The sequence below is a fragment of the Flavobacterium sp. ST-158 genome, from assembly GCF_058309975.1.
In genome coordinates this window covers 108,897-132,058 of sequence record NZ_JBZEEN010000009.1, presented here as the reverse complement: position 1 = coordinate 132,058, position 23,162 = coordinate 108,897, and the positions used below count along the sequence as shown (strand labels likewise).

The 23,162-nt window shown below is 32.2% G+C and carries 17 protein-coding genes; 16 read left to right on the top strand and 1 reads right to left on the bottom strand.

The annotated features are described in order from the left end of the window. The first annotated feature begins 145 nt into the window (after nt 1-145). The 11 genes from AC4FRF_RS14160 (at nt 146) to AC4FRF_RS14110 (ending at nt 12,142) form a co-directional block, all read left to right on the top strand. Nucleotides 146-1,375, top strand: coding sequence for an HD domain-containing protein (locus AC4FRF_RS14160; protein ID WP_491160321.1), 1,230 nt, complete (start codon nt 146-148; stop codon nt 1,373-1,375). A gap of 40 nt (nt 1,376-1,415) precedes the next feature. Continuing rightward, a complete protein-coding gene (lpxD, locus tag AC4FRF_RS14155) occupies nt 1,416-2,462 on the top strand; it encodes a UDP-3-O-(3-hydroxymyristoyl)glucosamine N-acyltransferase (protein ID WP_491160319.1) in 1,047 nt (348 codons plus the stop codon). After that, on the top strand, nt 2,455-3,846 hold the full coding sequence (locus AC4FRF_RS14150; protein ID WP_491160317.1) for a bifunctional UDP-3-O-[3-hydroxymyristoyl] N-acetylglucosamine deacetylase/3-hydroxyacyl-ACP dehydratase: 1,392 nt from the start codon (nt 2,455-2,457) through the stop codon (nt 3,844-3,846). Before lpxD ends, AC4FRF_RS14150 begins: the two co-directional genes overlap by 8 nt. 79 nt (nt 3,847-3,925) lie before the next feature. Continuing rightward, nucleotides 3,926-4,711, top strand: a complete 786-nt coding sequence (gene lpxA / locus AC4FRF_RS14145; protein ID WP_491160316.1) for an acyl-ACP--UDP-N-acetylglucosamine O-acyltransferase — start codon at nt 3,926-3,928, stop codon at nt 4,709-4,711. Between the two features lie 123 nt (nt 4,712-4,834). After that, nucleotides 4,835-5,401 (top strand): elongation factor P, encoded by a 567-nt coding sequence (gene efp, locus AC4FRF_RS14140; RefSeq protein ID WP_491160314.1) that lies wholly within the window; start codon nt 4,835-4,837, stop codon nt 5,399-5,401. 120 nt (nt 5,402-5,521) lie between these two features. Continuing rightward, the gene (locus AC4FRF_RS14135; RefSeq protein WP_491160312.1) at nt 5,522-6,478 is read left to right on the top strand and encodes a UDP-3-O-(3-hydroxymyristoyl)glucosamine N-acyltransferase; all 957 of its coding nucleotides are present in this window, start codon (nt 5,522-5,524) and stop codon (nt 6,476-6,478) included. 144 nt (nt 6,479-6,622) lie between these two features. Beyond that, nucleotides 6,623-7,495, top strand: coding sequence for a succinate--CoA ligase subunit alpha (gene sucD / locus AC4FRF_RS14130; RefSeq protein WP_408079383.1), 873 nt, complete (start codon nt 6,623-6,625; stop codon nt 7,493-7,495). Between the two features lie 205 nt (nt 7,496-7,700). After that, entirely contained in the window at nt 7,701-8,123 is a 423-nt protein-coding gene (locus tag AC4FRF_RS14125) for a hypothetical protein (protein ID WP_408079385.1), read from the top strand. 135 nt (nt 8,124-8,258) lie between these two features. Continuing rightward, nucleotides 8,259-9,005 carry a 3-oxoacyl-[acyl-carrier-protein] reductase gene (fabG, locus tag AC4FRF_RS14120; protein WP_439228481.1) on the top strand — a complete coding sequence of 249 codons (747 nt, stop codon included), beginning with the start codon at nt 8,259-8,261 and terminating at the stop codon, nt 9,003-9,005. A 110-nt stretch (nt 9,006-9,115) separates the two neighbouring features. Next, the gene (locus tag AC4FRF_RS14115) at nt 9,116-11,143 is read left to right on the top strand and encodes a hypothetical protein (RefSeq protein WP_491160309.1); all 2,028 of its coding nucleotides are present in this window, start codon (nt 9,116-9,118) and stop codon (nt 11,141-11,143) included. A gap of 57 nt (nt 11,144-11,200) precedes the next feature. Then, nucleotides 11,201-12,142, top strand: a complete 942-nt coding sequence (locus AC4FRF_RS14110) for a YeiH family protein (RefSeq protein ID WP_491160416.1) — start codon at nt 11,201-11,203, stop codon at nt 12,140-12,142. A 6-nt stretch (nt 12,143-12,148) separates the two neighbouring features. On the opposite strand, the gene AC4FRF_RS14105 is transcribed toward AC4FRF_RS14110, so the two are convergent. Next, nucleotides 12,149-14,245, bottom strand: a complete 2,097-nt coding sequence (locus AC4FRF_RS14105; protein ID WP_491160307.1) for an LTA synthase family protein — start codon at nt 14,243-14,245, stop codon at nt 12,149-12,151. 185 nt (nt 14,246-14,430) lie between these two features. Between AC4FRF_RS14105 and AC4FRF_RS14100 the strand changes: the two genes are divergently transcribed. The 5 genes from AC4FRF_RS14100 (at nt 14,431) to AC4FRF_RS14080 (ending at nt 23,143) form a co-directional block, all read left to right on the top strand. Further along, the gene (locus tag AC4FRF_RS14100; RefSeq protein WP_491160305.1) at nt 14,431-15,093 is read left to right on the top strand and encodes a response regulator transcription factor; all 663 of its coding nucleotides are present in this window, start codon (nt 14,431-14,433) and stop codon (nt 15,091-15,093) included. A gap of 6 nt (nt 15,094-15,099) precedes the next feature. Further along, nucleotides 15,100-16,479 (top strand): sensor histidine kinase, encoded by a 1,380-nt coding sequence (locus AC4FRF_RS14095; RefSeq protein ID WP_491160303.1) that lies wholly within the window; start codon nt 15,100-15,102, stop codon nt 16,477-16,479. A 73-nt stretch (nt 16,480-16,552) separates the two neighbouring features. Then, complete coding sequence (locus AC4FRF_RS14090; protein WP_491160301.1) at nt 16,553-20,887, top strand: CusA/CzcA family heavy metal efflux RND transporter; 4,335 nt, start codon at nt 16,553-16,555, stop codon at nt 20,885-20,887. A gap of 10 nt (nt 20,888-20,897) precedes the next feature. Beyond that, on the top strand, nt 20,898-22,016 hold the full coding sequence (locus AC4FRF_RS14085; RefSeq protein WP_491160299.1) for an efflux RND transporter periplasmic adaptor subunit: 1,119 nt from the start codon (nt 20,898-20,900) through the stop codon (nt 22,014-22,016). Between the two features lie 8 nt (nt 22,017-22,024). Continuing rightward, complete coding sequence (locus tag AC4FRF_RS14080; protein ID WP_491160297.1) at nt 22,025-23,143, top strand: VIT1/CCC1 transporter family protein; 1,119 nt, start codon at nt 22,025-22,027, stop codon at nt 23,141-23,143. Nucleotides 23,144-23,162: the final 19 nt, after the last annotated feature.

Here is a 23,162-nt window from a genome sequence, read left to right as displayed (position 1 = left end):
TTACCGAACTAACTGAACCTTAATTTTCTGTTAATATTTTTAAGATGTTTTTTATAGAATTTGGAGTTACTAAAAAAGTTTTGTTGCAATAAAGCGTAAAGAAGTAACATTGAATTTACTTATATTTGCTCTCAAAATTAAAATAGTGACTCAAATCAATAAGCTTAAAATATTTAATGATCCTATTTATGGGTTTATAAGCATTCCCAATGCTTTAATATATGATTTAATACAACATCCTTATTTTCAGCGATTGAGACGTATTTCTCAAATGGGATTGTCTTATTTAGTATATCCGGGAGCTAATCATACGCGTTTTCATCATGCTTTAGGTTGTATGCATTTAATGCAAAAAGCCGTTGATGTTCTAAGATTTAAAGGAGTTTCTATTTCAGAAGAAGAAGAAAATGCACTTTATATAGCTATTTTATTGCATGATATAGGTCATGGTCCTTTTTCGCATGCAATGGAAAAAAGTATTGTTGAAAATGTACATCACGAAGAAATTTCATTGCTGTTTATGCGTCAGTTGAATGTAGAATTTAAAGGACAATTGAGCTTGGCTATTAAAATTTTTGAAGGTGATTATCATAGAAAATTTATGTTGCAATTGATTTCAAGTCAATTGGATATGGATAGAATGGATTATTTAAAACGGGATAGTTTTTATTCTGGTGTGGCTGAAGGAAATGTGAATTCGGAGCGTTTGATTCAGATGATGAATGTGGAAGATGATTTTTTAGTTATCGAAGAAAAAGGAATATATTCGGTTGAAAAATTCTTAATGTCGCGTCGTTTAATGTATTGGCAAGCTTATTTGCACAAAACAAGTTTAGTGGGCGAATTGATTTTAACAAAAATCCTAAAACGTGCTAAAGAGTTGACTTTAAAAGGAATTGTTTTACCTTGTAGCGCACCTTTGCAATTTTTTATGCAAAATAGAATAGATCTTGATTCCTTTAACACAGAAACATTAGATTTATTTTCGCAATTAGATGATTTTGACATTATAAGTGCTTTGAAAGCTTGGCAACAAAACGATGATTTTATTTTAGCTTCTTTAAGTAAAATGATAATCAATAGAGATTTATTAAAAATTAAATTAACGAGTGACAAAGTTGCTATTGATGATTTAAATCCATTAAAAGAACGTTTTGCTTTAGAAAACAATATTAGTATTGTTGATACTAATTATTTTATTTTTAAAGGAAAAATTAAAAATCAGGCATACGATAAGGAAGCTGAGCCAATACGAATTTTGAAAAAAGATAGAACTGTTGAAGATGTAATTGAGTCATCAGACCAGTTGAATTTGAAATCTTTATCAAAATCGGTGACCAAATATTATATTTGTTTCCCAAAACAACTGGTATAAATCCACATTTGAAATCTATTTTTTTTATATTTTTGTCGGAATGAAATTTACAGCAGAACAAATAGCGGGTGTTTTAGAAGGTGAAGTAGTGGGTAATCCACAGGCTGAAGTGCATGAACTTTCTAAAATTGAAGAAGGAAAAGTAGGTTCTATTACTTTTTTATCCAACCCTAAATACAATAACTATATCTATACTACCGAAGCTTCAATTACCATTGTAAACAAAAGTTTTGCCCCTGAATCAGAATTAAAAACTACCTTAATTAAAGTAGATGATGCTTATATGGCATTTTCTAAATTATTACAGTTTTATGACCAAGCCAGAAAGGCCAGTAAAAAAGGAATTGATTCTCATACGGTTCTTTCTCCAGATGTAAAATATGGTGAAGACTTGTATTTAGGAAGCTTTAGTTATGTAGGAGCTAATGTGAGAATTGGCGACAATGTAAAAATTTATCCTAATTGTTTTATTGGAGATAATGTTGTCATTAGTAATAATGTCACTATTTTTGCGGGCGCTAAAATTTATTCTGATACAGTTATAGGTTCTAATTGTACCATTCATGCGGGAACTGTAATTGGGTCAGATGGTTTTGGATTTGCTCCAAATCCCGATGGTAGTTACACTAAAATTCCTCAAATAGGGAATGTTGTAATTGAAGAAAATGTAGAAATTGGTGCTTGTACAACAATTGACAGAGCTACATTAGGCTCCACAATTATAAGAAAAGGAGTGAAGCTGGATAATCAAATTCAGATAGCACACAATGTAGAAATAGGTGAAAATACTGTAATTGCTGCACAAACAGGAATTGCAGGTTCTACTAAAATTGGCAAAAACGGAATGATAGGTGGTCAAGTAGGGATTTCAGGACATTTAACAATAGGAAATAATGTTAGAATCCAAGCCCAATCAGGTGTGGCTAGAAATATAAAAGACGACGAAGTTTTACAAGGAAGCCCTACATTTGGCTACAATGATTTTAGTAAATCTTATGTGCATTTTAAAAATTTACCTAAGATTATTGCAGAAATTGACGAATTAAAAAAACAAATATTAAACCAAAAAAATGGAAACAATGGTTAAACAGAAGACCATCAAAACAGAAATCTCGTTAACAGGGGTTGGCTTACATACTGGTAAAGAAGTTAAAATGACTTTTAAACCTGCTCCAGTAAATAATGGTTTTACTTTTGTTAGGGTAGATCTAGAAGGACATCCAATTATTGAAGCAGATGCTAATTATGTTGTCAACACACAACGCGGAACTAATTTAGAGAAATTAGGAGTTAAAATTCAAACACCAGAGCACGTATTAGCGGCTCTTGTTGGTTGTGATTTAGATAATGTAATTATCGAATTAAACGCTTCTGAACTTCCTATTATGGATGGTTCTTCAAAATATTTTGTTGAAGCTTTAGAAAAAGCAGGTGTTGAAGAGCAAACAGCAAACCGCAATGTTTATGTGGTAAAAGAAGTTATCTCTTTTACAGATGAAGCTAGTGGCAGCGAAATTCTGGTGATGCCTAGTGACCATTATACCGTAACTACAATGGTTGATTTTGGTACTAAAATTTTAGGAACACAAAATGCAACTCTTAAAAATATTGGCGATTTTAAAACTGAAATTGCTTCTTCTAGAACTTTTAGTTTTTTGCATGAACTAGAATCTCTTTTAGATAATGGTTTAATTAAAGGTGGCGATTTAAATAATGCTATTGTTTATGTTGATAAAGAAATTTCGGCAACTACAATGGAGAATTTAAAAATAGCTTTTGGTAAAGATTCTATTAATGTTAAGCCTAATGGTATTTTAGATAATTTGACTTTGCATTACCCAAATGAGGCTGCAAGACACAAATTATTAGATGTAATTGGTGATTTAGCTTTAATTGGTACTAAAATTCAAGGTAAAATTATTGCTAACAAACCAGGTCATTTTGTAAACACACAGTTTGCAAAGAAAATGGCTAAAATGATTAAAATCGAGCAACGTAACTATGTTCCTGTTTACGATTTAAATCAAGAGCCATTAATGGATATTCATAAAATTATGGCAATGTTGCCACACAGACCTCCATTTTTATTGATCGATAGAATCATTGAAATGTCAGATAGTCATGTGGTGGGGATGAAAAATGTAACAATGAACGAAAATTTCTTTGTAGGTCATTTCCCTGATGCACCGGTTATGCCTGGAGTTTTAATTGTAGAAGCTATGGCTCAAACAGGAGGAATCCTTGTTTTAAGCACTGTACCAGATCCGGAAAATTATTTGACGTATTTCATGAAAATTGATAATGTTAAATTCAAACATAAAGTTTTACCTGGAGATACATTAATATTTAAATGTGATTTAATAACTCCTATCAGAAGAGGAATTTGTCATATGCAAGCTAATGCTTATGCTAATGGAAAATTAGTTGCTGAAGCTGAATTGATGGCTCAAATTGCAAAAAAACAACAATAAACAGAATAGTTTCCCTCCTGTTACTATCAAAAGCTTTTCATAGTAATTAAGGTAATTAATTATAAAAAACAACAAACAGATGAATCAACCATTAGCATATGTTCATCCTGGCGCAAAAATCGCCAAAAATGTGGTTATTGAACCATTTACAACTATTCATAACAATGTGGTCATTGGTGATGGTACCTGGATTGGTTCGAATGTAACCATTATGGAAGGGGCAAGAATTGGTAAAAACTGTAACATTTTTCCTGGAGCGGTAATCTCGGCGATTCCTCAGGATTTAAAATTTGGTGGTGAAGACTCATTGGCTATTATTGGAGACAATTGTACCATCAGAGAATGTGTGACTATCAACAGAGGTACAAATGCTTCCGGACAAACTGTTATAGGGAACAATTGTTTAATTATGGCTGCTGCTCATATTGCTCATGATTGTGTAGTAGGAGATAATGCTATTATTGTAAACGGAGTTCTTTTAGGAGGCCATGTAATTGTGGGTAAACATGCCGTGTTAGGTGGTTTGGCAGCGGTGCATCAATTTATTAATATTGGAGATCATGCTATGGTTTCTGGTGGTTCATTAATTCGTAAAGATGTTCCTCCTTATACAAAAGCGGCTAAAGAGCCATTATCTTATGTAGGGATCAATTCTGTTGGATTGAGAAGAAGAGGATTTGCAACCGAAAAAATCAGAGAAATTCAGGATATTTATCGAATTTTATATCAAAAAAATTACAATACCACTCAGGCAGTAGGAATTATTGAAGCCGAAATGGAAGCAACTCCTGAAAGAGATGAAATTATCGATTTTATTAGAAATTCATCTCGTGGTATTATGAAAGGTTATTCTGGAAATTACTAAAAGAGAATAGAAAAAAGAAGAAAGAGAAAAGACCAAAAAAAAAATATTTTGTCTTTTAAATAATAAATTAAGATTTTAGAACTCTAAAAAATCTAAAATCTACAATCTTAAATCATATATAAAATGGCATCTACATCAGATATTAGAAACGGACTTTGTATTAAATACAACCACGATATTTATAAAATTATCGAATTTTTACATGTTAAACCAGGTAAAGGACCTGCTTTTGTAAGAACAAAATTAAAGAGTTTAACGACTGGAAAAGTTTTGGATAACACTTTTTCAGCAGGACATAAAATTGATGATGTTCGTGTAGAAACACATACGTATCAGTATTTATATGCAGAAGGAGATCAATTTCATTTTATGAATAACGAATCTTTTGAGCAAATTACTTTAAACAAAAATATTCTTGATAATCCGGATTTATTGAAAGAAGGAACAAATGTTATGGTGCAAATCAACACCGAAACAGATTTACCTTTATCAGTAGATATGCCAGCTTCAATTATTCTTGAAGTAACTTATGCTGAGCCTGGAGTAAAAGGGAATACTGCTACAAACGCTACCAAATCTGCTACAGTAGAAACAGGAGCAACTGTTAATGTTCCTTTGTTTATTAATGAAGGTGATAAAATTAAAATAGATACTGCTTCTGGTTCTTATATGGAGCGTGTTAAAGAATAATTAATCAATTTGATAATTTGTCAATGAGTCAATTAGAAAATTGCTGATGCAATATGAGTTTTATAGCTTACTTTTCTAATTGACTCATTTTCAAATGGGCATATTTTCAAATTAAAATTTATGAAATTTACAAGAACATATTCTTTAAAAGAAATTGCAGGTTTACTTAATTGTGAATTTGTAGGAGATGAAGATTTTGAAGTTTTTGGCATGAATGAAATTCATGTGGTAGAAAAAGGAGATATTGTTTTTGTAGATCATCCTAAATACTATGAAAAGGCATTAAATTCAGCTGCAACTATTGTTTTAATTAATAAAAAAGTAGCTTGCCCGGAAGGAAAAGCTCTTCTTATTTCAGATGATCCTTTTAGAGATTTCAATAAGTTAACCAATCATTTCAGACCTTTCCAGTTTTCGGGAGCAGCTATTTCTCCATCAGCAATTATTGGTGAAGGAACGGTTATTCAGCCTAATTCTTTTATAGGAAATGGTGTTGTTATTGGAAAGAATTGCTTGATTCATTCTAATGTTTCTATTTATGATAATACCGTTATTGGTGATAATGTCATCATTCATGCAGGAACTATTCTTGGTGCTGATGCTTTTTACTATAAAAAACGTCCCGAAGGTTTTGATCAGTTACTTTCAGGCGGAAGAGTAGTAATTAAAGACAATGTTGGTATTGGTGCACTTTGTACCATTGATAAAGGTGTGACTGGTGATACTACCATTGGCGAAGGTACCAAAATAGACAATCAAGTGCATGTAGGGCATGATACTGTCATTGGAAAAAAATGTTTAATTGCATCACAAACGGGAATTGCGGGTTGCGTAATTATCGAAGATGAAGTAACATTATGGGGGCAGGTAGGAGTGACTAGCGGAATTACCATAGGAGAGAAAGCTGTATTTTTAGCTCAGGCTGGGGTAACCAAATCAGCTCTTGGAAATAAAGTTTACAATGGAAATCCTGCGCAGGAGTCAAGAGCATTTTTGAAACAAATGGCTAATATCAAGAAGATTCCGGAAATTCTGGATGAAATCGAATCCATAAAAAAAGAAAAAATTAATTATTGAATTTGTTTAAAAAAGGAATATTTTGTGTCGGAGTTAACAAAAGAATGTAATAACTAACTTTTTTTTGATAATAAAAAAGCCTGAAATAATTTCGAAAACCCTATTTTTGCATCACAAATTTAAAAATCATATAAAATATATATCATGAGTGTTTTAGTTAACAAAGATTCTAAAATAATTGTTCAAGGATTTACAGGAAGTGAAGGTACATTTCACGCTTCTCAAATGATTGAATACGGGACAAACGTTGTAGGTGGTGTAACTCCTGGAAAAGGAGGTTCAACTCACTTAGATCTTCCTGTTTTTAATACTGTTAAAGATGCTGTTGAGCAAGCAGGTGCAGATACTTCTATCATTTTTGTACCGCCAGCTTTTGCTGCTGATGCAATTATGGAAGCTGCTGATGCTGGAATTAAAGTAATTATTGCAATTACAGAAGGAATTCCTGTTGCAGATATGATTAATGCTAACAACTACGTTAAAGAAAGAAACGCCAGATTGATTGGTCCTAACTGTCCGGGTGTAATTACTCCAGGTGAAGCTAAAGTTGGTATTATGCCAGGTTTTGTATTCAAAAAAGGAACTATCGGTATCGTTTCTAAATCAGGAACTTTAACTTATGAAGCTGCTGACCAAGTTGTAAAACAAGGATTAGGAATCACTACTGCAATTGGTATTGGTGGAGATCCAATCATTGGGACAACTACTAAAGAAGCAGTTGAATTATTAATGAATGATCCTGAAACAGAAGCAATCATTATGATTGGGGAAATTGGTGGACAATTAGAAGCTGATGCTGCTAAATGGATTAAAGCTGATGGTAACCGTAAGCCTGTAATTGGTTTCATCGCCGGAGAAACTGCTCCTGCTGGTAGAACTATGGGACATGCCGGTGCTATTGTTGGAGGTTCTGACGATACTGCTGCTGCTAAAAAACAAATCATGAGAGACAACGGAATTCACGTTGTTGATTCACCAGCTGAAATTGGTAAAAAAGTAAAAGAAGTTTTAGGTTAATCTCTAAAACCGAATTTTAAATAAATTAAGCCTCACATTTGTGGGGCTTTTTTAGTATAAAACAGAATTAAAGAAATACATTTGCACGCAATTAAAATCAGGCGTACTGATTTAGTATAAAATAATTAAAAAATTAATAATTGGTTTCCAATGACTGGCATTCTTATCAGTCCTTTTTTTAGAAATCAATTCAAAAGAAAATAGTATGTATAAGGAATTAGAAGGTTTCAAAGTAAAAAATCAATTTTCATTAACAATAGAAGATAGCCTGGAAGAAGTATGTAATGCTACTGAAGGCTCCGGAGTATTCTTAGTTTTTGATGTAGCTGAAGAAAAAGAATTAATCATGGTAGGTTCTACAGGAACAGTACAAAATGATGGCTCTTTGAAAACCAAAAATGGTGGATTGTATGACAAAATTGTAAACGGTCATCAATTTGCTAAAACAGGAAGAAAATATTCCTGGCCTGCACAAATGAAAAAAGAAGATATCAGCCGCTTAGAAGTGGTTTGGTACGAAACCTATAACGAAGATGAAAAAGTAATTCCTACTTTTGTTGAAGCACAGGTTTTACAAAACTTTTTAAGTGAAAATGCAAAGTTGCCTAGATGGAATGTTGCTTTCTAGTTCATTTTCAACACAATAAAAGAGTGTTTTTAAAAGCTTTACTTCGGTAAGGCTTTTTTTATAGCATAAATTTTATAAAACAGCTAAATCGTTTATATTTGTAACTCAATTTAGTTAATAAACTTATATCACAATATGAAATTACTTGAAGGAAAGGTAGCTATTATTACAGGCGCAAGTCGCGGAATTGGTAGAGGAATTGCAGAAGTTTTTGCAAAAAATGGTGCCGATGTGGCTTTTACTTACAGCTCATCTGCTGAATCAGCTTTAGCCTTAGAAAATGAATTAAATGCTTTAGGTATTAAAGCTAAAGGTTATAAATCAAATGCAGCTGATTTTGAAGAAGCGCAAACTTTAGTAGATACTGTTTTAGCTGATTTTGGTACAGTAGATATTTTAATCAACAATGCCGGAATCACTAAAGACAATTTGTTGATGCGTATGTCAGAGGCTGATTTTGATCAGGTAATTGATGTGAATTTGAAATCGGTATTTAATATGACTAAAGCCATTCAAAAAACATTCTTGAAAAAACGTGCTGGTTCTATCATCAATATTAGTTCGGTGGTAGGTGTTTCCGGAAATGCAGGACAAACTAACTATGCTGCTTCAAAAGCTGGTGCTATTGGATTTACAAAATCGGTAGCTTTAGAGTTAGGTTCACGTAATATTCGTTGCAACGCTATTGCTCCAGGATTTATTGAAACTGAAATGACAGCTAAATTAAGCGAAGATGTCGTAAAAGGATGGAGAGAAGGAATTCCATTGAAACGTGGAGGAACTACTGAAGACGTTGCAAATGCTTGTTTGTTCTTAGCTTCAGACATGAGTGCTTATGTAACTGGACAAGTATTAAATGTTTGCGGAGGAATGCTAACATAAAATCATATTCAAAGATTTAATGATTTAAGAATTTAAAGATTTTTTATATTCGTAAATGTTTAAAATTTTTAAATTATTTAATTTTTCTATCTTTAAATTAATAAAAATAAATGACAACAAACACCATTCTACTTATTATTCTTTCTGTAATAGTAGCTGCTGGTTTGTCATACATTCAATATTATTATAAAGCCAAGAGTAAATCTAAAATCAATTTACTCTTGGCTTTTTTACGTTTTTCAGCCATTTTTGGGCTGCTGTTATTGTTGATAAATCCAATCATTACAAGCAATACTACGGTAGTCGAAAAACCAACTTTGGCGCTTGTTGTTGATAATTCCAGTTCTGTTGCTTATTTAAAATCGGATAAGCTGGCAACTGAATTGTATTTAAAAATTGCGACTAATGCAGCTTTAAAGGAAAAATACACTGTTCAATCGTTTCAGTTCGATTCGGATTTTTTGCCTTTTCAACAATTGGATTTTAAAGGAACGCAAACACATGTAGATGCTGTAGCCAAAGATTTAAAAGCAATTAATAAAAACAGTACATTTCCAACGGTTTTAATTAGCGATGGAAACCAAACATCAGGAAATGATTATGTGTATAGTTTTGATACTTCTAATAAAGTTTTCCCTATTATTTTAGGTGATACCACGCAGGTTTTAGATTTAAAAATCAACCAACTGAATGTCAACAAATATGCTTTTCTAAAAAATCAATTTCCAGTTGAAGTTTTTTTGCAATATTCGGGAACAAAAAGTATAACTGCTGATTTTCAGATTTCTCAGGGAAATTTGGTTTTAAGCAAACAAAAAGTAAGTTTCTCTCCAACTAAAAATATGGCTGTTGTTAATGTGCTTTTAACAGCCAATAAAATAGGGTCGCAGTTGTATAAAGCAACTTTGATTTCGACTGAAAAAGAAAAAAACAGCTACAACAATACTAAGAATTTTGCCGTTGAAGTTTTAGATCAAAAATCTACTGTGGCTATTGTTTCTGCTATAAATCATCCGGATATTGCTGCATTAAAAAGAGCAATTGAATCTAATGCACAACGTAAAGTGGTAATTGTTAATCCTAAACAAATCAATCAATTAACAGATTGTAATGTTTTGGTTTTGTATCAACCTACAGCGGAGTTTAAAGCTGTTTTTGATTCGAATAAATTAGATAAAATCAATACTTTAATTATTACAGGAACGCATACTGATTTTAATTTTTTAAACCAGCAGCAAAGCAATTTAGAGTTTAAAATGACTACCCAAAAAGAAGATTATTTGGCTGCATTTAATTCGCAATTCAATCTCTTTGCTATTGATGATATTGGTTTTGAAAATTTCCCGCCATTGCAAAATCCTTATGGAAAAATCAATGCAAAAGGGAATGCATCGGTATTACTTTCTTCTAAAATTAGAAATATTGATACTCAAGCTCCGTTGCTGGCATTTAGCGAAAATCAGGGAACTCGTGCTGCATATTTATTGGGTGAAAATAGTTGGAAATGGCGTTTAGAAAGTCATAATCAAAATGATTCTTTTGAAAAATATGATATTTTTATTGATAAAATTATTCAATTTTTAGCTTCTAATACTGCTAAGAAATCATTAGTAGTTCATCACGAAAGCTTTTATAACTCAGGAGAAGCTATCGAAATTACAGCCCAATATTTTAATAAAAACTACGAGTTTGACGAAAAGGCTCATCTAACCATTACACTTGTCAATTCGGAAACCAAAGCCTCAAAAAGTTATGATTTATTAAAAGGTAATAATGCTTACAAAGTAAATCTTGACGGTTTATCGGCTGGGAGTTATAATTTTACGGTAAAAGAATTGAATTCAAAAGCAAGTTATTCTAGTCATTTTGAAATATTAGATTTTGATATCGAAAAGCAATTTGTAAATCCAGATGTTGTTCGATTAAAACAATTAGCTAGTTTAACACAAGGAAAAGTCTATTTTCCTAATCAAGTTGATAGTTTAATTCAGTCGCTATTAGAAGATGAAAATTATAAAACTATCGAAAAAACAAGCAGTAGCCGTTCGCCTTTAGTGGATTGGAATTGGTTACTGGTCTTAATTTGCAGCTTTTTTGCAATTGAATGGTTTGTTAGAAAATACCATGGTTTACTATAAATTTAATAGAAGTATTAGCTCTTGAAAAAACAAACAAAACTTTTCCCTGAACACGGAATCTTTAATTTAGAAAAACACAGCAGAACACAGCAAATTATTTTTGTATGCTTGTTATTAATATGTTTGACAGGTTATATAACACCGCCCATCGCTTTGTTGTTAGGATTGCTTGTGGCTAATATTTCCGGGCATCCTTGGTTGTATTTGAATCATAAAATTATTCACGTTTTATTGCAGGTTTCTGTTGTAGGATTAGGTTTTGGGATGAATGTTACCAATGCTTTATTATCCAGTAGGCAAGGATTTATATTAACTGTGGCTACTTTGTTTAGTACTATTTTGATCGGAACGTTTTTAGGAAAATGGTTCAAAACTGATAAAAAAATCACTCACTTGATTTCTTGCGGAACAGCCATTTGTGGTGGAAGTGCCATTGCAGCAATTACACCGGTAATTCAATCAGATGAAAAACAAACCTCAGTTGCTTTAGGAGTTATTTTTATTTTGAACTCTATTGCTTTGTTTTTGTTCCCAGCTATTGGACATTATTTAAATCTTTCTCAGGAACATTTTGGATTGTGGTGTGCTTTATCCATTCACGATACGAGTTCGGTGGTAGGAGCAGCTAATAAATATGGTGCTGTGGCTTTACAAATAGCTACTACGGTAAAATTAGCGCGTGCTTTATGGATTATTCCAATTGTATTGCTTACCAGTATATTGTTTAAAAATAAAGCCAGTAAGATAAAAATCCCTTATTTTATTGGATTTTTCATACTGGCTATGATTATAAATACTTATGTTCCGCAAATGGCAATTGTAAGTCCGTATATCGTTGCTGTTGCAAAAGTGGGACTTACGGTAACCTTATTTTTTATTGGTTCCGGATTGAGTAGTTCTGTTTTACTAGCGGTTGGAATAAAACCCCTGATTCAAGGAATCTTATTATGGGGCTTTATCGCAACCTTATCTTTACTAGCTATTTTGTATTTGAACTAAGCTTAATTATTGTTCTTGGTATTTCTTTTTCTTCAAAATATCCGAAGCCGTTTGATAGAAAGAAATCGCATCATTTACTAAATCGGTTCTTTCTTTTTTCATTGGTTTTTCATCATAATACAATTTAAAATCGGGTTCAATACCTTCATTAGGTTTCAAAATCAATTCATATTGTTTTACTTGTTGCTTTGGTGAAAGAATTGTTAAAACATTGTCTTTTACCAATCCTAAATCTTGATAGGTTGCAATGAAAGCTCTTGGTTTATAAGTGTCTTTCATTACATCTTGACCGAAAAATTTAGACTCATAATTAAAGTTTAATAATCCTAATGCTGTAGGCATCAAATCAATTTGCGACATCAGTTTTGTATAATGCTGTGGCTGAACAAATCCTGGGCTATAAATCATAGCTGGAATTCGGTATTTATCCATTGGTAATTCTGTTTTTCCAGCACTTGACGCACAATGATCTGCAACAATAACGAAAACGGTATTTTTAAACCAAGGCTGTTTTTTGGCCATTTCAAAGAATTTTCCAATAGCATAATCGGTGTATTTCACACCACCTTTACGAGATTTAGCATCACCAGGAATATCAATTTTGTTGTTTGGATACGTAAAAGGTCTGTGATTACTTACCGTCATCCAATGATTAAAGAATGGTTTACCCGTTTGTGCTTCAGCATTCATGGTCTTTATGGCTTTATTTACCATATCTTCATCGCAAACACCCCAAATATTAGCAAAAGTAATTTCTTCGGGTGTAAAGCTTTTTTTATCTACAATATCGTATCCATTTCCAGAAAAGAAATCCTGCATATTATCAAAAAAGGCATCACCGCCATACAGGTATTTTACTTGGTATCCTTTGGATTTAAAAACGCTTCCGGTTGAAAATTTATCTTTATTGTCTTTGCGCTTTACAACGCTTTCCCCAGCTGTAGGAGGAAGGCATAAAGTAACCGCTTCTAGTCCGCGAACAGTTCTGTTTCCAGATGCATATAAGTTAGTAAAAACTAAACTTTTTGTAGCTAATTCATCTAGAAAAGGAGTGATGTTGTCTTTGTTACCGTACATTTTCATAAAGTCAGCACTATAACTTTCAATAGTTATCAAAACTACATTTTTATGAACTTCGGCACTATCCGTTTGAATGGTTCTGTTAGTTGATAATCCTTTGATATTAGTTAATTGCTGATCTAAAATAGCAAATGCTTCGTTTTCAGGTAAGGTTTTGTAGAATTTAAAATAATCCAATTCGCTATTTACAAAAGCTAAATAGAATCTGTAAATCCCGTTAGCTTGTAACTCATTAGTGAAAACATTCGATGCGTTTTCGGCTTTAGCCAAATTAGGAACGGCCCAAAGTGACAGTCCAAACAAAAGGAAATAAATAATCGTGATTTGGATTTTTTCAAATACAGAAGGAATTTTTTCAATATAAATCTTAGATCTTTTGATGATAAAATAGCTTATAATGCCTGCTACAATAAATAATGTGGTGAAAATAGGAACAACTGGATAAGATTCCATGATGTTTCCAATGACTTCATTAGTGTAAACCAAATAATTTACGGCAATAAAGTTGTATTTTACTCCAAATTCATTCCAGAAAAAGTATTCGCTTATGGCGTTTTGCAAAATTAAAACCACATATAAGAACATCACAAAAGCAAATAACCAATACCTGATTTTATCGCGTTTTCTAGGCGAAAAAAGTAGTAATGCAAATAAGAATGTTTTTATTCCTACGAAAATTAATCCCACCTTAGCTAAACCTCCACCATATTCTGTAAGTATTGATTTTCCAGACAAAATATATACAAAAAGAGCTAGTAATAATCCTAAATGGATGTATCCAAAAGGTTTTTGGTATTTAGCATTGGAAATAAAAATGAGATACAGCCATAGAAATCCGCTGGCTAAAATGAATACAAAAACATCAGATACAAGTCCTAATGAGAAGATTTTAGCGATTTCTAATCCTGAAAAAGACGATTGTGTTATGGGATGAAAAACAAGTACAATTCTAAGAATGATACTGACAATTACATAAAATAAGGTAAGATTGTAAAATGGCGCTAACTTTTTTGAAAGGAACATATTGTTGTTTATTTTTTTGTAAAATTAGTTAATTTGATATTATAAAAAAGAAAAGTTAACAGAGTTTGTAATCTTAAGTTTTACTTAAGATGATTTCAATAAAGTTTATTTAATTTCATTTTTCTATTACTTTTGAGAATAGATTTTTCAAAAGCCTAAATTTCGATAAGAATAAATCACAGCAAATGCGCATTTTAATAGTAGAAGACGAAATAGGAATTGTACAGTTTTTACAACAAGGTTTGGAAGAAGAAGGTTATCAAACAACCACTGCTTCAGACGGTTTGACGGCATTAGAATTAATTCAAAATAACAGTTTTGACTTGTTTTTACTGGACTGGATGATGCCTAAAATGACGGGTTTAGAACTCTGTAAAACCATTAGAATCAAAGATAAAAAAACACCCATTTTATTTTTAACTGCTAAAGATACCATTCAAGAAACAATAGAAGGTCTACAATCTGGCGCCAATGATTATATCAAAAAACCTTTTAGTTTTGAAGAATTAGTTGAAAGAATCAAGGTTCAATTTAGAAATATAGACCAAGAGGAAGTTCTGAAATTAGGTTCTATTGAGATTCAAGTTCAAAAACACTTGGTTTTTGTCAACGGTAAAGAAGTTTCCTTAACACAGCGAGAATTTGAATTATTGTGTTATTTGGTTCAAAACAAAGGAAAAGTATGTACAAGAAATCAAATTATTGAAGATGTTTGGAACATTCACTTTGAATATGATACCGGTGTTATTGACGTTTTTATGAATGCCATTCGAAAAAAATTAAATTTAAAAATCGAAGAAGACTACATTAAAACAGTTAGAGGAGTAGGATATATTGCAAATGATTAAGAAAATATGCAAAAACTTTCATTTAAAAATAGGATAGCGTTCCATTATATCATTACCACAGCTTTATTGATTTTTGTGGTGTTTTTTGCTATTTATTCCATTGTAGAATACAGTGTTTATCATCATTTGAATAATGATATTTCTAAAGAAGTCAAGAATCATTTGAATGAAATTGAAATTAGAAATGATAAATATTATCTGATTCATCTTGACGAATGGAATGAAAGAGAACACAATACTGTTGATGTAAATCCTGTTTTTATTGAGTTTTTAGATGTTTCTAAGCGACTAGTAGAAAAGTCACCAAACCTTAAAAATGAAACGCTTCTCTTTAATTCGAGCATAGAAAATAATCAATTATTTGATACTAAATTATTGAAGAATAAGATTCGTCAAATCCAAGTTCCTATTTACAGTGAATCTAAAATAATTGGATATTTGTTAGTAGCCATGTCATTAGAAGATGCTTCTATGGTTTTGCAAAATTTAGCCGAAATATTAATTATTGCTTATCCTTTAATTTTATTGTTGCTCTTTTTTATTGCTCGTTTTATTGCAGGAAGGAGTATTAAACCCATAAGTGCTATAATCCAAACAGCGAATATAATTACCAAAGACAACTTAAAATCTCGAATTGAGTTGCCTCAAAAAAAGGATGAATTGTATGTTTTATCCCAAACTATCAATAATTTATTGAATCGAATTGAAACCGCGGTAGAAAGAGAAAAGCAATTTACGTCGGATGCTTCACATGAATTACGAACTCCATTAACGGTAATAAAAGGAACATTGGAAGTTTTAATTCGTAAACCCAGAACGCAAGAAGTCTATCAGGAAAAGATAAATTATTGTGTTTCGGAAGTGAATCGGTTGAATCATTTGGTAGATCAATTGCTTTTATTGGCTCGATTTGAGGATCAAAATCAATCTGTAAATAAGGAAACCATCGCTTTAAATAGTGTGGTTTTGGATGCTGTTTCATCTTTTTCTACCGTTATAGATTCCAAGAGAATAAAAGTAAATACCTTGTTTACAAAACAATTTTCGGTTGTTTCTGATCATTATTTGCTGTCTATTATTTTGAATAATTTGATTTCCAATGCTCTAAAATATTCTAACAGCGAAGATGCCTTAACGGTTGAATTATCAGAAGAGAACAATCAAGTGAAATGTACCATCATTGACACCGGAATAGGAATTCCAGAAGCTGATTTGCAAAAAATATTTCATCAATTTTATCGTTCCAATGCAAGCGAACATCCTGAAATTAAAGGAACTGGACTAGGTCTTTCTATCGTTAAAAAACTATGTGTATTACTGGATATTGAAATAGAAATTTCAAGTAAAGAACATATTGGAACTAAAATTATCTTAAGCTTTCCTTAAGTCGAGATTAATCAAATCTTAAGCTAACTGTATCATTTATATTTTATTTTTGAAAATTATAAAATGAATATAAATGTTAGAGAAAATCATCGCTTTTAGTTTAAAAAACAAACTCATTGTTTTGTTGTTTACTTTGGGAATTTTTGGATTCGGAATTTATTCTGTTTTCCAAATTTCTATTGGTGCCGTTCCGGATGTAACAAACAATCAGGTTCAAGTAATTACAACTTCTCGCAATCTTTCTACTCAAGACATAGAGCAATACATTACTTATCCAGTAGAAATTGAAATGGCAAACTTGCCAGGAGTAAAGGAAATTCGTTCGGTGTCAAAATTTGGCCTTTCTGTTGTAACTATTGTATTTGATGACGATTTGGGTACTTTTTTACCAAGACAATTAATTGCCGAAAAAATAAAATCGGCAGCAGAGAAAATCCCTGAAGGTTTTGGTACACCCGAAATGGGACCTATTACTACTGGATTAGGAGAAATTTACCAATATACACTGGAAGTAAAACCAGAATACAAAAACAACTATTCGGTTACCGATTTGAGAACTATTCAAGATTGGGTGGTGAAACGTCAATTATCGGGCATTAGTGGGGTAGTTGAAATCAATACTTGGGGTGGTTATTTAAAACAATATGAAATTGCTATTTCGCCAGCACAATTAAAAGCCATGAATATTAGTATTTCGGAAGTTTTTAAAGCTTTAGAAAACAACAACGGAATTGCCGGTGGAGCATATATTGAAAAAGTAAATCAAAGTTATTTTATTCGGGCCGAAGGAAAGGTAAAAAGCCTTGATGACATTGAAAATATTGTGGTTAAAAATAACAACGGACTGCCAATTTATGTCAAAAATGTAGCTGAAGTTCGTTTTGGTGCTGCCAACCGTTTTGGAGCTATTACAGGAAATGGAGAAGGAGAAAAAGTTCTTGGACAGGTTATGATGCTTAAAGGCGCCAATTCGAAACAGGTAATTAATGATGTAAAAGATAGGATTGCTGAAATTCAAAAAACCTTGCCTGATGGGGTTTATATTAACGGTTTTTTAGAAAGAAGTGAGTTGGTAGCCAAAACAACTTTCACTGTAGCCGAAAACTTGATTTTAGGCTGTTTGATTGTAATTTTTGTGGTGGTTTTATTATTAGGAAATTGGCGTTCTGGTTTGGTAGTAGCATCTGTTATCCCACTTTGTTTGCTTTTTGCTATTTCATTGATGAATATTTTTGGTGTCGATGCAAATTTAATGAGTTTGGGGGCAATAGATTTTGGAATTATCATTGATGGAGCTGTAATTATCGTGGAATTTATTGCTTTTCAAATTGCACATAAATCGGCACATTTAGCCAAACTTTCAAGTGAAGACTCTCAAATTGAGATTGACCAAATTACCTATAATAGCGCTTCAAAAATGATGAATTCGGCTATTTTTGGACAACTAATTATTCTGATTGTATTTATTCCAATATTGTCGCTTTCAGGAATAGAAGGGAAGATGTTCAAACCTATGGCTATGACTTTTAGTTTTGCTTTGGTTGGTGCCATGTTATTCTGTTTTTCGTATGTACCCGTTGTTTCTTCTTTGTTTTTAAAACCTAAAGAAGAAAATCCAGATTCTTTTTCGAATAAATTAATAGCCAAACTAAATTCCTTTTATTATCCAATAATCAGTTGGGCATTGAAAAACACTAAAAAAGTAATGTACGGAGCCATTGGTTTATTAATGTTGGCAATTGGATTGTTTTCAACTATGGGTGGCGAATTTATCCCAACCTTAGACGAAGGTGATTTTGTAATTCAACCGGTTTTAAAAACAGGAACTTCGCTAACAAAGACCATTGCTACAACTACAAAAATTGAGAAAATTATCCTTAAAAATTTCCCTGAAGTAGAACAAGCAGTCAGTAGGATAGGTGCTGCCGAAGTTCCTACCGACCCGATGAGTATGGAAGAAAGTGATATTGTTGTAAAGTTAAAACCAAAATCAGAATGGGTTTCGGCTTCTTCTAAAGATGAATTGGCCGATAAAATTAAAGCAGCTGTCGAAAAGCAAATTCCGAATATGGAACTTGAATTTACCCAACCCATTGAAATGCGTTTTAACGAACTGATTTCTGGAACACGTTCAGATGTTGCGATTAAAGTTTTTGGAGAAAACTTAGATGTTTTAGCACGAAAAGCACAGGAAATTAAAAAAGCAATAGCCAATGTAGAAGGAGCTTCGGATATTATCATTGAAAAAACGGAAGGATTACCTCAAATGAGTGTGCGTTTTGATCGTTCTAAAATTGCACGTTACGGATTGAATATTGCCGATTTGAATGAGATTATAGCACTTAGTTTTGCAGGAAAAACAGTTGGAAATGTATTTGAAGGTGAAAAAAGATTTGATATGGTGATTCGTTTGAATCAGAACAATCGTCATGACATTGAGGACTTAAAAAATCTATACGTAACAACGCCTTCAGGAATACAAATTCCGTTGCAAGAATTAGCAACCATTGAATATACGGAAGGTCCAGCAAAGATTTCTAGGGATAATACTAATAGAAGAATTGTGGTGGGAATTAATGTTAGAAATCGTGATTTGCAAAGCGTGGTGAAGGATATTCAAAGTATTGTAGAAACTAAAGTAAAATTGCCAGTTGGCTATTATGTGAAATATGGTGGTCAATTTGAAAATCTTCAAAGTGCCAAAGCTAGATTAATGATTGCAGTTCCTATAGCCTTATTTTTAATATTTATCCTGTTGTATTTTGCTTTTGATTCCATCAAAGAAGCGCTAATGGTATATTCTGCAATTCCACTTTCGGCAGTGGGAGGAGTTTTGTTTTTATGGATTAGAGATTTACCATTTAGTATTTCGGCAGGGGTAGGTTTTATTGCCTTATTTGGGATTGCAGTATTAAACGGAATTGTATTAATAGAACATTTTAAAGAACTGAAACATCAAGGAATAACTGATAAAGACGAATTGATTTTGAAAGGTACCACCGATAGATTAAGACCTGTATTACTAACTGCAGCCGCAGCGGCATTAGGATTTTTGCCAATGGCTATTTCTGCTTCTGCTGGAGCTGAAGTACAACGACCATTAGCAACAGTTGTTATTGGTGGTTTGTTTACAGCGACTATTTTGACAATGATTGTATTGCCTGTTTTGTTTAAAGTTTTTGATGGAAAAGAGTTTAAGAAACCTAAATTTAAAAAACACCATAGTGGCACTTATATTATTCTGTTTTTATTGAGTACTTCTTTTTCTTTTGCTCAAAATACTAATGACGAATTGAATCAATTAATCGCTAAGGGAATTCAAAACAATACGGCTTTAAAAGCTTCTCAATTGCAGGTAGATAAATTTAAAGCTACTATTAAAAACGCTTATACTTTTGATAAAACGACTATTTATTACAACTATGACCAAAACAATTTGGCATTCAATAATAAGCCTTTAAAGGTTTTTGGAGCGCAACAAAGTTTTTTATTTCCTACTGTTTACGGAGCGCAGAAGAAACTTAATACGAGTGAATTCGAAAAAGAAAAAGCAAAGTACGAACTTGAAAAAAATAAATTGAGTTTCGAAATTTCAAAATTGTTTTATCAAATTGTGTACTTGCAACATCAGGAAGTTTTGTATCAAAAATTAGATAGTTTGTATCAAAATTTTTCCAAAGCCAGCAACAGACGTTTTGAATTAGGAGAAACAAATTATTTGGAAAAAATAACTGCTCAAGCAAAGTTTAGACAAATAGCGTTGAAATTATCTCAGATAAGAAATGAGAAAAAAGCACAGTACAATTTGTTGCAAACCAACATTCAATCTGATGAAGAAATTGTAATAAAATCAAACGAAATTACTCCAATTGAATTTACAACAGAAATATCAAGTAAAACTATTTATGATAATTATTTTCAGTCAGTTACAAATAATTATAAAAATCAGTTAAGTATGCAAAAACAAAATTGGCTACCCGATTTGCATTTGGAATATTTTAGAGGGAATAACAAAGGATTGTCTCAGTCTTTAAATGGTTTTCAAGTTGGAATTGCAATTCCGCTGTTGTACTCAGGAAATGTTTCAAAAACCAAAGTTGCTCAATTAGAATTACAAAGTTGGGAACAACAGCTAGAAAATCAAAAGCAAAAAGTAAACGGTTTTGTGAACCAAAAAAAGAACGAATTGTCAAAATACCAAGAAGCTATCAATTATTACAATCAATATGGAAAACAATTGGCCGCAGAAATAATTAAGGTTGGTACTATGAGTTACAAACAAGGAGAGATTGATTTTTTTCAATACATCCAAAGTTTAGAAAACGCCACAGTTATTGAAGTGGAATACTTAGATAATGTGCTACATTTTAATACTACCCAATTAGATTTCCAATATTTAAATTTTTAAACCTGATCCAATGAAAAAAATAGTCACTATACTTTCTTTAGCAGTTGTTTTATTTTCTTGCAAAGAAGCCAAAACCGAAGAAACTCCTGTTATTGATTCCGATTTGATTACTGTAAGCAGCGCTCAATTTCAATCGGCTGCCATGGAAATTGCTAAGCCCACAGAACAAAATTTTGATGTTACTGTTAAAACTTCTGGAAAAATTGATGTTCCTCCGCAAAACAGAGCCCAAATAACTAGTTTTATGGGAGGTTATGTCAAATCAACTCGTTTGTTAGTGGGGGATAAAGTGGTTAAAGGGCAAGCTTTATTGACTTTAGAAAACACCGAGTTTTTAGATATTCAAAAAGAATATCTAGAAGTTGCGGAACAAATCAATTATTTAAAATCAGAATATAACCGTCAGAAAACTCTTTTTGATGAAAAAATTTCTTCTCAAAAAAACTATTTAAAAGCTGAAAGTGATTATCGCCGTGCTAAGGGAATGTATCAATCGCTAAAAGAAAAATTAAAGTTATTGAACATTAATCCTACTAATGTAGAACAAGGAAAACTAACATCGGTTGTTACTATTTATGCTCCTATTTCGGGTGATATTGTAGTGATGAATGCTAATTTAGGAATGCATGTCAATCCATCCGATGTAATTTTAGAGATTATACAAACCGATCATTTACATCTAGAATTAGCTGTTTTTGAAAAAGATATTTTGAAAATCAAAAAAGAACAGGATATACTGTTTACTATTCCCGAGGCATCAAAAGAAGTTTTTCATGCTAAAGTGCATTTGGTTGGAAAATCAATTGAAGGAAATGATAGAGTGATAAATATTCATGCACATTTAGACGAAAATATAAAGCAACAATTGTTAACAGGAATGTTTGCTGAAGCAAATATTATTGTAGATACCAAAAAAGGATTAGCAATTCCTAAAGATGCTTTATTGAAAGAAGAAAACAAAAATTTCGTACTTTTATTAAAAGATAATAAAGATGGAATCTATACTTTTCAAAAAGTAGCTGTTACTGTAGGCGCTACAACTGAAAATTATGTAGAGTTAATAGCTGATAATCAAATTAATGAAAAATCGATTGTTTTGACCAAAGGAGTTTACGACGTTACTAATTAATACTTACTATGGATTTAAAGAAACTAAAAAATCAATTACAGACGGAGGTAGATACTGCTTTTCTGTATGAAAGCATCGCTAGTATTCAAAATGATCCAAATTTAAGTAAAGTGCTGAATGGTTTGGCAGAAATAGAACATGGTCATGCTGAACACATGCTGAATAAAGTAAGGACAATTGACGCAAATCATCAAATGCCAATGGCTTCTTCAAGAGCAAAATGGCAACTAAAAGCAGGGAAATATTTTGGTTACGGGAGTATTATCAGTAATTTATCTAATACTGAAAGAGAATTTGCTGAAATTGCTTTAAAAGATAAAAGAGCCAAAGGAATTAAAGCTACTGGTTTTGAACACAATCATTTGAATATTATTGAAGCGGTTAGTGAAAATGAATCCCTTAATGTGTCAGGGGTTTTACTTTCTAAATTTGAAAGTCGTCATAAATCGGTAGGTGGTAATGCTTTGCGAGCTGCTGTTTTAGGAGCTAATGATGGATTGGTTTCTAATATGAGTCTGGTAATGGGTGTTGTTGGAGCTTCGGTTTCTAATAATACTATTTTACTAACTGGAATTGCAGGACTTTTGGCAGGTTCTATTTCAATGGCTATGGGCGAATGGCTATCAGTTCAAAGTTCGAGAGAATTAAACCAACGCCAAATCGATTTGGAAATGGAAGAATTAGAAGCTTCTCCTGAGGATGAAAAAAAAGAGTTGGTTTTGCTTTATCAGGCCAAAGGAATGAGTGTGGAAGAAGCTCAAAAATTAGCCGAAAAAGCTTTTGAAAGTCCTGATACTGCTATGGATGCCATTATCACTGAAGAATTAGGAATTGATAAAGAGGAGTTAGGTGGTTCAGCTTGGGAAGCTGCTATAGCGTCCTTTCTCTTGTTTTCAGTTGGAGCCATTATTCCGCTCTATCCTTTTATTTTTATGAAAGGGCAAAATGCTGTTTTCTTGAGTCTGGGTAGTTGTGTAGTTGGTCTTTTTGGTATTGGAGCTGCCATAACCTTATTGACTGGAAAAGGAGTTTTATTTTCTGGTTTCAGACAGGTTTTGTTTGGATTAGCCGCCGCCGCAGTGACTTATGGTATTGGCTCATTAATAGGAGTTTCTTTAGCAGGATAAAACACAGAACATTTAATAA

Excerpts from the sequence above, each read along its gene's own strand:
- lpxD (WP_491160319.1), top strand. The coding sequence starts at position 1,416 with ATGAAATTTACAGCAGAACAAATAGCGGGTGTTTTAGAAGGTGAAGTA.
- AC4FRF_RS14125 (WP_408079385.1), top strand. The coding sequence starts at position 7,701 with ATGTATAAGGAATTAGAAGGTTTCAAAGTAAAAAATCAATTTTCATTA.
- AC4FRF_RS14085 (WP_491160299.1), top strand. The coding sequence starts at position 20,898 with ATGAAAAAAATAGTCACTATACTTTCTTTAGCAGTTGTTTTATTTTCT.
- AC4FRF_RS14105 (WP_491160307.1), bottom strand. The coding sequence starts at position 14,245 with ATGTTCCTTTCAAAAAAGTTAGCGCCATTTTACAATCTTACCTTATTT.
- sucD (WP_408079383.1), top strand. The coding sequence starts at position 6,623 with ATGAGTGTTTTAGTTAACAAAGATTCTAAAATAATTGTTCAAGGATTT.
- lpxA (WP_491160316.1), top strand. The coding sequence starts at position 3,926 with ATGAATCAACCATTAGCATATGTTCATCCTGGCGCAAAAATCGCCAAA.
- AC4FRF_RS14080 (WP_491160297.1), top strand. The coding sequence starts at position 22,025 with ATGGATTTAAAGAAACTAAAAAATCAATTACAGACGGAGGTAGATACT.
- AC4FRF_RS14100 (WP_491160305.1), top strand. The coding sequence starts at position 14,431 with ATGCGCATTTTAATAGTAGAAGACGAAATAGGAATTGTACAGTTTTTA.
- AC4FRF_RS14135 (WP_491160312.1), top strand. The coding sequence starts at position 5,522 with ATGAAATTTACAAGAACATATTCTTTAAAAGAAATTGCAGGTTTACTT.
- AC4FRF_RS14090 (WP_491160301.1), top strand. The coding sequence starts at position 16,553 with ATGTTAGAGAAAATCATCGCTTTTAGTTTAAAAAACAAACTCATTGTT.
- fabG (WP_439228481.1), top strand. The coding sequence starts at position 8,259 with ATGAAATTACTTGAAGGAAAGGTAGCTATTATTACAGGCGCAAGTCGC.
- AC4FRF_RS14095 (WP_491160303.1), top strand. The coding sequence starts at position 15,100 with ATGCAAAAACTTTCATTTAAAAATAGGATAGCGTTCCATTATATCATT.
- efp (WP_491160314.1), top strand. The coding sequence starts at position 4,835 with ATGGCATCTACATCAGATATTAGAAACGGACTTTGTATTAAATACAAC.
- AC4FRF_RS14115 (WP_491160309.1), top strand. The coding sequence starts at position 9,116 with ATGACAACAAACACCATTCTACTTATTATTCTTTCTGTAATAGTAGCT.
- AC4FRF_RS14150 (WP_491160317.1), top strand. The coding sequence starts at position 2,455 with ATGGTTAAACAGAAGACCATCAAAACAGAAATCTCGTTAACAGGGGTT.